The organism is Streptomyces sp. ISL-96, from assembly GCF_018614035.1.
Taxonomy (GTDB): domain Bacteria; phylum Actinomycetota; class Actinomycetes; order Streptomycetales; family Streptomycetaceae; genus Streptomyces.
In genome coordinates this window covers 375043-388240 of sequence record NZ_JAGGPA010000020.1, presented here as the reverse complement: position 1 = coordinate 388240, position 13198 = coordinate 375043, and the positions used below count along the sequence as shown (strand labels likewise).

Genomic DNA, 13198 nt, shown 5'->3' with positions numbered 1-13198 from the left:
CTTTCGCAACAGACCCTAGTGCGGGTGGCCCGCCGCGTCCTGTTCCGGGCCGGTCAAGTCGGTTCGCGTTGGCAACGCAATTCCCGGACTCCACGGAATGTGAGCCAGAACCGAAGGAATGACGGCATCGCAGGGTCCAGCTCAGACACGGATGCCGCGGTGCGCGGGGTCGACGTAGAGCGAGACGGCCGGATCAGTGTCGATCTCGTATCCTGATGGGCGAGGCGACTCCCCAGCCTTTATGCCGTCGCGGCAACACGCCGGGCGTCCAGGGTGGGCCGCAAGAGGGACTTGCGCGCACGTCGTTATGCGGCCCACCCCCTGAACGCGCCGGCGTTCGGTTCGGCGGTCTCAGCGGTCGGTGAGCATGCCCGACCGGAGCTTGGCCAGGACCCGGCTGAGCAGGCGGGAGACCTGCATTTGCGAGATACCGAGTGCGTTGCCGATCTGCGCCTGAGTCATCTCGCGGCCGAAGCGCATCTCGATAATGCTTCGTTCGCGGTCCTCGAGGCGGCTGAGCAGAGGTGCCAGTGCGTGCAGGTCCTCTACGATTTCCATCGCGGCATCGGGTTCGCCCAGCACGTCGACCAATGTGCGCGTATGGCGTGACGGGCTGTCTTCGCCGGGCTCGGTTGGCGTGTCAAGGGAGCTTGCGGTGTAGCCGTTGGAGGCGACCAGGCCCTCGATGACCTCTGCTTCATTCAGCTCAAGGTGCTGTGCGAGTTCCTTGACCGTGGGATCGCGGTCCAGGGCGGCGCCGAGATCCTCCTTGGTCTTGGCGAGATTTACGCGCAATTCCTGCAGCCGGCGCGGCACATGCACGGCCCAGCTGGTGTCACGGAAGAACCGCTTGATTTCGCCGACGATGTAGGGCACGGCGAAGGTGGCGAACTCGACCTCGCGGGAGAGTTCGAAGCGGTCGATGGCCTTGATCAGTCCGATGGTGCCGACCTGGATGACATCGTCCATCTCGCCGCCGCCCCGATTGCGGAAACGGCGCGCGGCGAACCGGACGAGGGAGAGGTTCATCTCGATGAGGGTGTTCCGCGCGTACTGGTACTCGTGCGTGCCTTCTTCGAGTACGTGCAGTCGATCGAAGAACACCTTGGACACCGCACGTGCGTCCTTTGGGGCGACCCTTCCGGCCTCCTCGATCCAAGGCAATACGCTCGCCCGGGTCCGGACATAAGCGGTCGATGCGGATGCGGGGGCCTCCGCCCGTGCCGCATCGGCTGTTCCAGAGATCGCCGTCATGTCTCGTTCCTCTCATAGTGAGCCGTCTGGGATTTCGCGTAGCTGCTCCGACTGCTGGTCCAGTCCACCTCGTCGGCTGCCCACGTCCCCTCGCCGCCTTGCGGCTTGGCCAGTTGAGCGATGAGTTGCTTGAGGAATCTCTCACAATCCGACTGGATGAGTGTAGTGTAGCAACTGTTGCGTCGCAGCAAATTTTGGCCCAGTTTGGTCGCTGGTTCACTCAGAGGACCCCGCCCGTTCTCAGGATCCAGAGGCGGGGGTCGGCTGTTTAACCGATGGGCCGCGTACGGTCGCCGGCTCGCTGCGCCGGAATGCTTCGAAAGCGCCGAGGGCTCCGCTGGCTTGGCCCTGTCTTGCGAGCACCCTCATTCGGCTGTGCGTTGAGCAACTCTTCGAAGAGCAGGCGACCGGCGACCATAGCCTGGCGCATCTCCTCGACCTCGGCCGCTTCCGTTGCCGTTGCCGTTTTGTGTTTCTGTGCAGCCCAGTGAAGTTGCCGGCTGCCGTCCACGCGGTACGGGTAATGCACGGACAGGGCCTCAAGCTGACGTGCGTGCGAATCCGCCGGGAAGCCGACGGCCACGGCCAGTTGACACAGCAGCTGATTGGCTTTCGCGACGGCGACGGCGGGGCAGTCGACGAACTGTTCTTGCAGACCGGCCCACTGAGCGGCGTACCGCTCACGCGCCTGTGGGGTCAGCCCCTGGATGCGCAGGTCGCCGAACCGGCTTACCCGGGCGTTCAGTTCCCGTTCCGCCGCCTTGGCGTTTCCGCGGTGCCGAGCGGCGACCGCATCGAACTCTGGCCCGAACCGGATTCTGAGGTTGCCGGAGCGTGACTGTGCCACTGGTGGGACGAGCATGAGTGCAGTGATGATCGCTACGACCATGCCGAAGATGATTCCGGTGCCCACGGACATGTGTCCCGCCTTTCTCTGAGACTCCTCAGGAGGCTTTCGCTACGCAGTGTTACCCGGTTTTCGGCTGCAAAACACACTGAGTAATGCCAGGCGCAGCGCTTCCTCCATTTGGAGTCGTCAACGAGGCAAGGTTGCTACGACCGACCGCTTTGCTGTCTTTACCCCGCCCGGATTTTTGTCGGAAATCAGGCGATGAATGTGTGGGGCGCATAGGGAAATTGTTAATGTCAGTAAGTTCGAACGGACGCTGGATCGTTGGGGTTCTGCTGGATGGGCGTGGCTGTTTCGACGGTGAGTCTGCGCCCTACCGCCATCCGGTTCGTTCAGGGCGCGGTTCTGTGCGACCATCCGGCCATGGACCTCGCCCCTCTTGAGCTGGCCGTCAACCGCCTGCGTGACGCCCAAGCCGCAGTAGACGCTGCCCGCGCGGATGTGGAGATGGAAGCCGTCGGCGCAGTGCGCAACGGCGCGCCCGTCGATGTCGTCTGTGACGCCTGCGGCCTCGCCCCCCACGACCTACTGCGCATGGAGAAGACCGCGGGCGAACTTCCCCACTAGCTGCCTCAACTCCGGGGCCCGTGCGTGGCTTACGGCGCCGGAAGTCGCGGGCCGCTGTCGGCAGCCCTGGCTGAGGACGCCCGGCGAGGGCGGTTTGTGCGTTGTAATGAACTCGTAATGCCCCCGCGCCTCTTTGGCATGCTCAGCACCCATACGCTTCGTAAGCCCTCGCCTCAACAGCTCCAACGCGAGGCAACACACTCATCACTTCCCTGTTCCCGGGGGCTGGCTCAGCCAGAACGGGCGGCAGGAAGCACAGCAAGCAAGTAGGGAAATTGATGTCCACCGACGTCCGCACGTCCGCGCCCGCCGGCGCTCCTTCCAGCCCGGTCGTCACCTGGCTGCTCACCCTGGTGACCCTCGGTATCTACTGGCTGGTCTGGTACTACAAGGTCAACAAGCAGGTGAAGGCGATCGACCCGACCATTGAGGTCAAGCCCGGCATGGCGGTCGTGGCCGTCACCCTCGGCTCGTTGCTGATCGTCCCGCCGTTCGTCTCCATCGTGAAGACCGGTTCCCGCATTGCCCAGGCACAGCGCGCCGCCGGCGTGACCTCCGACTGCTCCGGCGCCGTCGGCCTGCTGCTCGCCTTCGTCCTCGGCCTGACCCCGCTCTACTACCAGAGCAAGCTCAACACCGTCTGGGCCGACCGCGCCTGATTTACCGCCATACAGGCGGCCACGGCACGTGGGGAAGGGGCCGGGAGAGCGAATCGCTCTCCCGGCCCCTTCGGCTCAGCGGGCTCCGGCCCTACGGGCGGGTCGCGTTCAGCGTCGCAGGACCCACCGCTGTGCCGACTCCAGTGGGCCGTACCGGAAGCGCCGTAGCCACAGCGTGGCCCCCACCATCAGCACCCCGCACACCGCGGCCCACAGACCCATCACCCACCATGTGTGGGCCGGCCCGGTGAACCGGGCCGCGAGGCCCAGTCCGAAGCCGTACGAGACCACAACACACAGCACGTTCTGCAGGACGTAGCCGGACAGGGCCATCCTGCCGACCGAGGTGAGGCCGGTGGTCAACGGGCCGGGGCGCCGTACCCGGTCCACCACTGCACCGATCAGCCCGATGTAGCCGACGGCGACCAGCGGCGCGGCGCAGTAGCGGCCCAGCAGGAACCAGTCCGGGCCCGCCATCGCGAAGGCCGCGGTGAGAGGGATTCCGAGCCCCAGCCCCCAGCGGAGCATCCGGGCGCGCAGCCGTCGTCCTTTTTCGTCCGCGCCGAATGCGCCTGCCCGCAGCAGCCGCACCCCGAGCAGGAAGAGAAAGACCAGCAGCCCGAAGGAGAGGACCGGCTCCAGCCGCAGCGCGAGTGCGTTCTCCAGCCGGAAGGACACCTGGTCCAGGTAACTGCCGTGTGCGTACAGGTCCACGACCTCGCGCGAGACACCGCCCTCGCTCTCCTGGTCGGCGCCGGCCGGCACCACCACCGCCGTGAGCAGGCCCATGAGGGACAGATGCAGCCCGGCCGCCCACCACATGACCCGTCGCCGCGCCCGGTCCGACCGGGTCAGCAGCCATGCAACGAGCAGGGCGGTGACCGCGTACCCCATGAGTACGTCCCACGCGAAGACGAGAACGAAGTGCAGCGTCCCCTCGGCGAACAGGAACAGCGCCCGCCAACGGTAGCGGCCCGGCCAGCGCCGGCCATGCCGTGCCGCGGAGTCGAACTGGATCGCCAGACCCACTCCGAAGAGGATCGTCAGCATCGACAGGAACTTCCCGTCCGCCGCCACTCGGAACAGCAGCTCGGCGAGTGCCGGTACGGTTCCCTGGCCGCTCCCGCCGGTCCCGCTCTGCAGGATCCCCCACTCGGCGCCGGGAGCCGTGAAGATCCACACGTTGGTCATCAGCGTGCCCAGGATCGCGACCCCGCGCAGTACGTCGAGCAGAGCGAGGCGGCTGCCACCGGCGCCGGATGTCGAGACGGGTGAGGGCAGGGTTTCGGTCATATACCCATGGTCGGGGCCTCTCGCCCGGCCCTCGTCGTGAGCAAGGACGAACCCGGGCTACATCGAAAGATGCACTGGCGCCGTGCACCGCCCCCCTCCGACCCACGCCGCGCGGTCAACACCACTGTTAGCGTGTGGCCTTGACGAATGGAGACAGCAGGTGACATCGACCGAGTTCCGCATTGGCGGCGACCTGGAAGTGCGGCGGATGGGCTTCGGGGCCATGCGACTGCCGACCGAAGCAGGCCCTGCCCGCGAAGCCTCCCTGGCGGTTGCCCGGCGGGCCGTCGAGCTGGGCGTCACGTTGATCGACACCGCCCACTTGTACGGCGGGGGAGCCAACGAGGAGCTGCTCGCCGAGGCCTTGTACCCCTACGCGGACGGGCTGCACATCACGACCAAGGTCGGAGTCGCGCGGTCCGGCTCGGGCCCGGCAGCCGAGTGGAAGCTCGACGGACGTCCGTACGTCCTCCGTGAGCAGGTCGAGCACGCGCTGCGTCGACTGCGCGTGGAACGGGTCGAGCTGCTCCAGTTGCACCGTATCGACCCTGAGGTCCCCCTCGCCGACCAGCTCGGCGCGCTGCGAGAGTTGCAGACCGAGGGCAAGATCGGCCGGATCGGACTGTCCGAGATCACCGTGGCGGAGCTTGACCAGGCACGGGAGATCGTCGACGTCGCGAGCGTGCAGAACCGGTACAGCCTGGTCGACCGCGAACACGAACCTGTGCTCGCGGCCTGCGAAGAGGCGGGGATCGCCTTCCTGCCGTGGCGGCCCGTCGCGGGGGCGGCGTCGGGCTCGACAGCCGAGATCGCCGCCGTGGCGGGCGAACTCGACGCCACCCCCGCGCAGGTCGCTCTCGCGTGGCTCCTCGACCACTCGCCGGTCATCCTCCCGATACCCGGCACCGCGCAGATCGACCACCTGGAGGAGAACGTGGCCGCAGCGCGTATCCGCCTGACGCCGGCCCACCGGGCCCGCCTCGACCGTCTGACCTTGAGTACCTGACCCCCAGTTCGCCGGCGCGGGATGCTCGCCCGTGCGCATCAGGCCGGGCTGACCAGGCGATCCACCGCTGCGGTTCCCGACGTATAGCCTCTGGCCATTGCTCCGGGCAGCACCGCGTTCCGGGCGGACGCCGTCTGCTGACAGTCCCGAGCGAGCATCACTGCCGGTCCGGGGGTGTCGTCCGGAAGCTGCCCGTACAGCACCTGCTCGAGCGCCGATATCAGCCGGGCCACATCCTGCTGAGGGCGTACCACAAGCCGCAGGAAACGGCTGGAACTGCCGACTTTGTTTGCGCAGTCACGCACCAGCACTCCGTGCTCGGAGAGCAGCCGGTCGCGCAGAACCGTCCCGTCCGCACCTTCCGGCAGCCGTACGTAGACGAAGTTTCCCTGCGAGGGATAGACGGTCAGACCCGGCAGTTGGGAGAGCCACCAGGTCATTTCCTCCCGGTCGCGGCGCGAGCGCTCAATGCTGTCCGCGTACTCCTGGCGGTGTCCCTTCAGCATGAACACCACTGTTTCCGCGAAGGAGTTGAGATTCCACTTCGGCAGCGCGGCGCGCACCTTCCCCGCGAGCCCGGGATTCGACACCAGGTAGCCGAAGCGCACACCGTGCAGTCCGAAGTTCTTGCCCAGACTGCGCAGCACGATCACATTCGTCCGCAGCACCGCCTCGGCTGCGACGCTCGGTTCCGGTTCTGCGTCGGCGAACTCCAGGAAGGACTCGTCGACGACCACCAGATCCAGGTCCTGGAGTGCGTCGAGGAGTGCGAGGACCTGGTGCTTGGGCAGGAAACCGCCGTCGGGGTTGTTGGGGTTGCAGATGACTGCCGCGCGGGAACCACGCGTCCTGATGAACCGTACGAACGATTCCGGATCCAGGCCGAAGCCATGTGCTTCCGGCAGCAGGAGCATGTCGACGCGCTTGCCGGTTTCCATCGGCTGGTCGGTCCACCGGCCGAAGGTGGGGACGGGCACGGCCAGCGACTCGTGGACGAGCAAGTGGTCGATCCACGTGATGAGTTCCGTGGAGCCGTTCCCCATGGCGACGGTCTGCGGGTTGAGTCCGAGGACTTGGCACAACTCGGCGGTGATGGTGTCCGCGCTGCTCGGGTAGTACGTCAGGATCTCGCGGAGCCGGCTTCCGAGTTCGTCGAACATCTCGGGGGTGGGGAAGTACGGGTTGCAGGGTATGCAGAAGTCGGTGATCTGGCCGGCCGCGCCGGCTCCTGCCCGGTTCAGGGTGAAGTACGAGGGACTGTGCGCGGTGGACGCGCGAAAGAGCGCGGTGACATTGGTGCCGGCCATGAAATGCCTCCCCTGCGTGCGTAGGCCCGTACCTGTGCGAGGGACCCGCTCCTGTATACGGGCGTTGGTGGGGCGGCGTTCAGCGCAGGAGGTGGTGGGTGAGGAGGCGGTGGCATCGCTGAACAGCGTCGTACGACGACCCGTATGTAGCAGGGACCGCTTCCCGCGGCCCCCGGCGTTGGTGACGTCGTGTCGGAACGGCTTTGAGGGTGTCGGATGAGACATGCACGACGCAGACTGCAGACGCTCGCGCGGCTGGCAGCCGTCGGTGGACTGCTCAGCGGCGGTCTGATGATGACGACGGCGACGGCGAGCGAGCCGTCCACTGGAGACCGAGATGAGGGCGGCAGAGTTCAGCCCGCCGAGTTGGGCGCGAGTCTCGTCGCGCGGCTCGGCACATCCCGTACGGCGGGCAGCTGGATCGGCTCCGACGGGCAACCGGTCGTCGCAGTGACCGACGCGGACGCGGCGGTAGAGGTCGGTCGGGCGGGGGCAGGCGCCAAGGTTGTGCGCCACAGCATGCGCCAACTCCGCTCCGCCACCGATGATCTGCGCGCCGCGCCCCGAGTGCCGGGCACCGCATGGGTGGTGGACTACGCGTCCAACGAGGTCGTGGTGCATGCCGACAGCACAGTCTCCGCCGGGGACTGGTCACGCCTGTCCGGCCTCGCCGACCGGATCGGCGGCTTCGTACACATGCAGCGGACCGCGGGGTCCTTCACCACCAGGGCCAGTGGCGGCGACGCGGTCTTCACCGGCGGTGGGCGCTGTTCGGCAGGGTTCAACGTCACCAATGGCCAGAACGACTTCATACTGACGGCGGGCCATTGCGGTTCCGTCGGCACCACCTGGTTCCAGGACGCGCAGGGCGCCGAGCGGATCGGTACGACGACGGCGAGCAGTTTCCCCGGCAGCGACTTCTCGCTCGTCGAGTACGAGAACGGTGACGCGTCCAGTGACAGGGGCGTGGTGGGCATCGGCGGTGGCCGGGAGGTACGGATCACCGCGGCCGCCGATCCCTTCGTCGGCCAGCAGGTCTTCCGCAGCGGCAGCACTACGGGCGTGCGTTCGGGCCGGGTGACCGCGTTGAACGCGACCGTGAACTTTCCCGAGGGCACGGTGACGGGACTGATCGAGACGACGGTCTGCGCCGAACAGGGCGACAGCGGTGGCCCGCTGTTCGCGCAGGGGCTGGCGCTCGGGTTGACCTCGGGCGGCAACGGCGACTGCACCACCGGGGGTCTCACCTACTTCCAACCGGCGACCACGGCGATGGCAGCCCTCGGAGTGAACGTGGCCGGCGCCGCCACCACGGCCGAGGGCGGTAGCGGAGCGGCTTCGCCACCGGCTGCCGTTCCCGGAACGTCCGTACCGGGGGCGGCAGCCGGTGCGACACTGCCGGCCGGAAGCGTCTCCCTGCGGACCCTCGTACCGGGACTGGTGGTTGTCGCTGTGAGTCTCCTCGGCCTGGTGGCGACCCGCTGGATCCGGTCGGCTCATGACCGCAGAAGCTACCGGAGGCACTACTCCCAGGCCTGGGGCTGATGGTCTTAACTGAGCGCTGTCGCAGCCCCTCTGAGCAGCAATCCACACCCCAGCATGAAGACGACGGCGGCCGTGCCGAGCGGGGCCGCGCGCCGGGCACGCGAAAGGGCCCGGCCTCGCAAGCGCCGGGTCAGCCGGCGCGTCGCGGTCTCCCGCAGCCGCACTGCCGCGAGCCCGGCCGCCGCGAGCGTGAGCGCCAGCCCGGCACCATACGCCAGGACCAGCAGAAACCCGAACCAGGCTTGGCCCAGGGCAGCCGCTCCGACCAGGACAACTACGGCGGACGGACTCGGGACCAGCCCGCCGGCGAAGCCGAGGAGGATGATCCCGCGCAGGCCGGGGGCGGGAGGGACGTGGGAGTGGGCGTGTCCGTGACTGTGGCCGTGGCCCTGTTCGTGTCCGTGGTCCTGTTCGTGTCCGTGGTCGTGATGGTGCCCATGGGGACGATGGCGCTGTCGCCACGCCCTGCGCAGCAGCAGCGCGCCCGCACCCGCGACCAGCATGCCGCTCGCGATGCCCAGCCAGGAGACGACGGTAGGCGCTGCCGCCGATCCCGCGGTGATCAGTGCGCCCAGCGCGAAGACGCCCAAGGTGTGGGTCATGGTCACCGAAAGCCCGAGGGCCAGCACGTCGCGCAGAGAACTCCGGCCGCCCGCCGTGGCGGCGGCCGCCATCATCGTCTTGCCGTGTCCCGGTGCCAGCGCGTGCATGGCGCCCAGCAACAGGGATGCGCCGAGCGCGAGTGCGGCGAAACCTGCGGTCAGCTCATGACGGGCCACCAGCCCGGTCAGCGACTCCGCCCAGCGGTCCGCCCCGCGCGGCAGCACGCCCGCTGCCGGGGAACCGCTCCTCTCGTCCTGGCTTCCGGCGAGTGCCGGCCCGCCGGTACGCACCGTGAAGGCGGCGGACCGGAATTCAGGCGGCGTGAAGAGCTGATCGTCGGGGTACACGGTCAGCCGCCGCGAGACGGAGGCCGCCGGCACGTCCGAACCCGACAGCGTCATCCGGTCACCTCGCGCCGTGATCTCCCGCCACCCCGCTCCGGTCGTGACAGACGCCGGGCGGTACGCCAGCCGCATGCGCTCGTCACGCGGCAGCGGCGCCGCCAGCTCGCACGTTACGCGCAGGGTCCGCAACCCCGCTTGCCCCGGCCGTACTTGCGCCTTCGCGCTTCCCGCCGAGACGGAGGCGATCTTCCCACCCCGTGACGCCCCGCCCGCGAGCTCCACCCGGGCGTCCCGTGCCGCCGCGTCGCACCGCGACCGGGCCCATGCCGACAGTTCGGCCGATGCCAGCCGATCGTCTCCGTCGGCGTCGATACGGTTCCGTTCCTGGGCGGCCGGAATCTCTGCCAGGTCCTCGACGTGGTCCACTTTCAGCTTGCCCGGAGCCACGACAAGTCCGTCGTACTGATTGACGGTGAAGTTGCCGAGAGGGTGTGCCTGCGCCGCCTGGGCGGGGAGCAGGGCCAAGGCCGCTCCGGCGACCAGCGTGGCCAGTGCGGAAGCGGTGGTACGGCGCTTCATGACACCCCCCGGGGCCCGGACAGCACGGACTTCGCCTCGCGCGCCGCCGTGAGCGAGAAGCCCGGATTCAGATCCAGCGCGGCACGCAGAAAGCGCCGCGCGGCCTTGTCGTCGCCGAGGGCGTGCTCGATCATGCCCCGGTGGAAGAGGAATGAAGTGTTCCGGTAGCCGGGCTTTTCGGCCGTCGCCTTCTTCGCGTATGTCAGCGCCTCCTGATCCTTGCCGTTCGCGTGGAGCGCCCAGGCGAGCGCGTCCGCCGTGTGGACACTCTCGCGGCGCGACCATTCGGCGCGCGCCGCCTTCAACGCCTCGTCGGCGTCGCCGTGATCTGCCTCGATGAGAGCGGATTCCAGATCGGTGGCGACGCCGTTGGCGCGCGCCAGCCGGGTCCACGTACCGACGAGTGCGTACTGCTCCTCGGCCCGCTCGGGTTGCCCGGCCGCCTCCCGCAGTTCGCCGAGTGCGGCGAGCTGACCCGGCAGTGGGTAGCGCCGTACGACCTCTTCGAGATCACTCAGTGCTCGCTTCGTCCGGCCCTGCGCGGCGTACGTACGCCCGCGCCCCTCCACCGCCGGCACATACTCCGGATCGGCGCGCACCGCAGCGGTGAAATGCCCCTGCGCTCGCCCGTACTGCCCCTGAGACCAGGCGAGCCGGCCGAGCGATGTGGCGACGTACGCCACATCGGCGGGGGTGAAAGCGGATTCCAGCGCACGCAGCAGCACCTGGCGCGCCTTCTTCGCGTCACCGTGCAGCTCCAGCACGTACGCGTACCGGGTGAAGACCGGGATGCCGGGGCGGCGCCGGTCTGCGAGCTCAGCCGCTCGCAACGCCTCGCCGTAGCGCCCGAGTTCCACCAGCGCGTCGACCCGGCTGGACAGCGCCCGCTCGCTGTACGGGTTTACCCGCAGCGCCCGGTCCGCCTGTCCGAGCGCCGCCCCGAAGTCGTGCCGGGCAGCGGCGAGCGCCGCCCGCCCGGCGAGTGCCGCGTCGTTCTCGCCGGGCGGGCGCAGCTTCAACGACCGCTCGAATGCCTTCTCCGCCTGCGGATACCGTGTCGGATCACCGCTGGTCCGCGCCTGCTCGACGTACGCCGTACCCAGAGTCGCCCAGCCCGTGGCATCCTTGGGCTGCGCCTGGAGGTGCTGGTGCAGGGCGTCGATGCCCTGCGCGAGGTCTCCGGCGGTCAGCCGCTCGACGGACACGTCGGCCGCCGGCGCGGGTGCGGGTGCGTCCCGCCCGGACCGGCGAGAGTCGCCGTTGGCCCCCATCGCCACCGAGGTGGCGGTGAGCCCCGCTGCCACCGCCACGACCACCGCGATCCGCCACCGCCGCGGCCCGTGCCATCGCGCATGCCATCGCTCACGCGACCACACGGACTGCGGCTTCCGTACGAACATCGCCTCTCGCCTTCCTCGGTCTTCTTTCGGGTCTTCTCCGCGGGGTGGCCCGGCCGCGCTCCGCGGCCGGAGGTCAGCCGAGCCAGGACCGGCGTACGGGGTGGCGGCGCGAGCGCACGTAGGCCGTGCCGAGGCCGACGAGCAGCACACCCGCGGCCCCCGAGGCGGCTGAGACGAGCACCACCGTGTTGTCGTCCCACGACGCGGTGATCGAGGACATCCCGCCCGTCAGGCCCGTGGCGGCTGCCTTGGTGTCTGCCTCCGCCGCCTTCTCGACATCGGAGCCGGAGGCGGGCAGGGCGACGTACGGGAAGCTGGTGCCGAACTTCTTGTCGTTGGCGTCGACCGCGTCACCCAGGTCGTTCTTCGAACCGACGAGCTCGCCTTCGACAGCCTGCAGCGCGATGTCCAGCACGTCGTCGGTCAGTCGTCGTCCGTTCGGGAAGCCCGCGTTGTCGCCGTCCAGTACGCCAAGCCGCTTGGGCGCCGCGACCGGCTTGATGGAGGTGTTCAGGCGCAGCATCTCCGACGGTGTGACGTTCGGCGGCTGGTTGAGGTCCTTGACACCGGTCAGGAACACCGAGACGAGGTCGTCGCGCGGCTCGGCCGGAGCCTTGATCTTGTAGATGCCCTCGATGAGTTTCGGCAGCTCCGGTTCGGTGACGTTCTTGAGGAAGTCCCCGTCGTTCTCGGGGGAGGACGCGTTGAACTTGTCCTTGTCCTTCACCGGGTTGACGACTTCGTTGACGAGCGGCATGCCGAGCCGGGACACGCGTGTCCAGTCGCCCGAGGCGTTCTTGCGCTCGGTCGTCGAGTAGATGCCGACGACCGGCTGTTCCTCCGACTCGCGGATGTACGAGTTCGGGACCTGCAGGGCGATCGTGTTGACGTTGTAGCCCTTGAGCGTGTCGTTTCCGACCTCGGACAGATCACCGCCGTACAGCAGGTCGAAGACGCGCAGATCGAGGAAGAAGGGGTCGTCGGCCTGACCGGCGAAGGCCTTGAGCCCGCCGGGGACCTTCTGCACCGCCTGGTCGCGCAGCTTCTGGTAGTCGGGCATCGACGCCTTGCCGACGTTCGACGGGGCGACCGGAAGGCTCTTCGCGAGCTTGTGGCGCGAGACGGTCTTCCCGTGCGCCAGCCGCAGCAGCTCGATGTCGTAGGTCTGGGTGAAGTTGAGGTCCTGGTCGTCCAGGCTCTCCACCGCACCGGTGTTGTAGAGGAAGGTGTTCTTGTTCTTGCGGTGGTCCTTGAACGTGAACCGGTACAGCAGGTCGTCCTGTGCGTCACCGTCGCTGTCGACGTGGAGGTCGTAACGCGCGTCGTTGGCGAACGTGTAGAAGTTCGGCCCGCCCGCCGGCTCCTGGAACGGCAGCCAGTTCGCCACCAGAGTCGTCGTGTCGGGGTGGTCCGGGCTGACGAACGCGTACACGTCCGTGTTGTCGAACTGCGGCTGCCCCGAGATCAGCGGCGCCTCCCGGTGACTGGAGGCGGTCGCCGGCCGCGGCTCCAGCACGGTCACGCCGGCAGCCGCGAGTCCTCCGCCTGCCAGCGCACCACAGGCCAGCAGAGCGATGCTCCCGCGACTGGGCCAAGTCCACACACTTCTGGTGATTACGGCCATCTCGTCCGTCCTTCATCCGTCATCTCGCCCGTACTGGCGTGCTTGTACGTCCAGTACGTGCGCCGAACCCGTCTTGTTCGGTCTCGATGGCTGAAGTTCAGAAGGCG

Annotated in this window: 10 protein-coding genes and 1 pseudogene; 4 read left to right on the top strand and 7 right to left on the bottom strand. The window is 68.3% G+C overall.

The genetic code is table 11. From position 1 onward, the window contains the following. Positions 1-351: 351 nt before the first annotated feature. The gene (locus J7E96_RS14885) at positions 352-1254 is read right to left on the bottom strand and encodes a SigB/SigF/SigG family RNA polymerase sigma factor (protein ID WP_215131323.1); all 903 of its coding nucleotides are present in this window, start codon (positions 1252-1254) and stop codon (positions 352-354) included. 268 nt (positions 1255-1522) lie between these two features. Continuing rightward, on the bottom strand, positions 1523-2173 hold the full coding sequence (locus J7E96_RS14880) for a hypothetical protein (protein ID WP_215131321.1): 651 nt from the start codon (positions 2171-2173) through the stop codon (positions 1523-1525). 354 nt (positions 2174-2527) lie between these two features. Between J7E96_RS14880 and J7E96_RS14875 the strand changes: the two genes are divergently transcribed. Together J7E96_RS14875 and J7E96_RS14870 are read left to right on the top strand one after the other, a co-directional pair. Further along, positions 2528-2731, top strand: a complete 204-nt coding sequence (locus J7E96_RS14875; RefSeq protein WP_215131319.1) for a hypothetical protein — start codon at positions 2528-2530, stop codon at positions 2729-2731. A 278-nt stretch (positions 2732-3009) separates the two neighbouring features. Continuing rightward, positions 3010-3390, top strand: coding sequence for a DUF4234 domain-containing protein (locus J7E96_RS14870; protein WP_215131317.1), 381 nt, complete (start codon positions 3010-3012; stop codon positions 3388-3390). Positions 3391-3498: 108 nt separating this feature from the next. Here J7E96_RS14870 and J7E96_RS14865 read toward each other — a convergent pair whose 3' ends face one another. Continuing rightward, entirely contained in the window at positions 3499-4683 is a 1185-nt protein-coding gene (locus J7E96_RS14865; protein WP_215131315.1) for a DUF418 domain-containing protein, read from the bottom strand. Between the two features lie 208 nt (positions 4684-4891). Here J7E96_RS14865 and J7E96_RS14860 point away from each other — a divergent pair, with 208 nt between their 5' ends. After that, positions 4892-5689: an aldo/keto reductase gene (locus J7E96_RS14860; protein ID WP_251069925.1), complete on the top strand. Its 798-nt coding sequence runs from the start codon at positions 4892-4894 to the stop codon at positions 5687-5689. 47 nt (positions 5690-5736) lie between these two features. Here J7E96_RS14860 and J7E96_RS14855 read toward each other — a convergent pair. Further along, positions 5737-6996 (bottom strand): annotated as a pseudogene (locus J7E96_RS14855) (histidinol-phosphate transaminase); the annotation flags it as partial. A 216-nt stretch (positions 6997-7212) separates the two neighbouring features. Between J7E96_RS14855 and J7E96_RS14850 the strand changes: the two are divergent. Beyond that, a complete protein-coding gene (locus J7E96_RS14850) occupies positions 7213-8541 on the top strand; it encodes a S1 family peptidase (RefSeq protein ID WP_215131309.1) in 1329 nt (442 codons plus the stop codon). 5 nt (positions 8542-8546) lie between these two features. Here J7E96_RS14850 and J7E96_RS14845 read toward each other — a convergent pair whose 3' ends face one another. From J7E96_RS14845 to J7E96_RS14835, 3 genes are all read right to left on the bottom strand, one after another. After that, complete coding sequence (locus J7E96_RS14845) at positions 8547-10067, bottom strand: sulfite exporter TauE/SafE family protein (RefSeq protein ID WP_215131307.1); 1521 nt, start codon at positions 10065-10067, stop codon at positions 8547-8549. Then, positions 10064-11467, bottom strand: a complete 1404-nt coding sequence (locus J7E96_RS14840) for a lipopolysaccharide assembly protein LapB (protein WP_215131305.1) — start codon at positions 11465-11467, stop codon at positions 10064-10066. Before J7E96_RS14840 ends, J7E96_RS14845 begins: the two co-directional genes overlap by 4 nt. 73 nt (positions 11468-11540) lie before the next feature. Next, positions 11541-13091 carry a DUF4331 domain-containing protein gene (locus tag J7E96_RS14835; RefSeq protein ID WP_215131303.1) on the bottom strand — a complete coding sequence of 517 codons (1551 nt, stop codon included), beginning with the start codon at positions 13089-13091 and terminating at the stop codon, positions 11541-11543. Positions 13092-13198 lie beyond the last annotated feature (107 nt).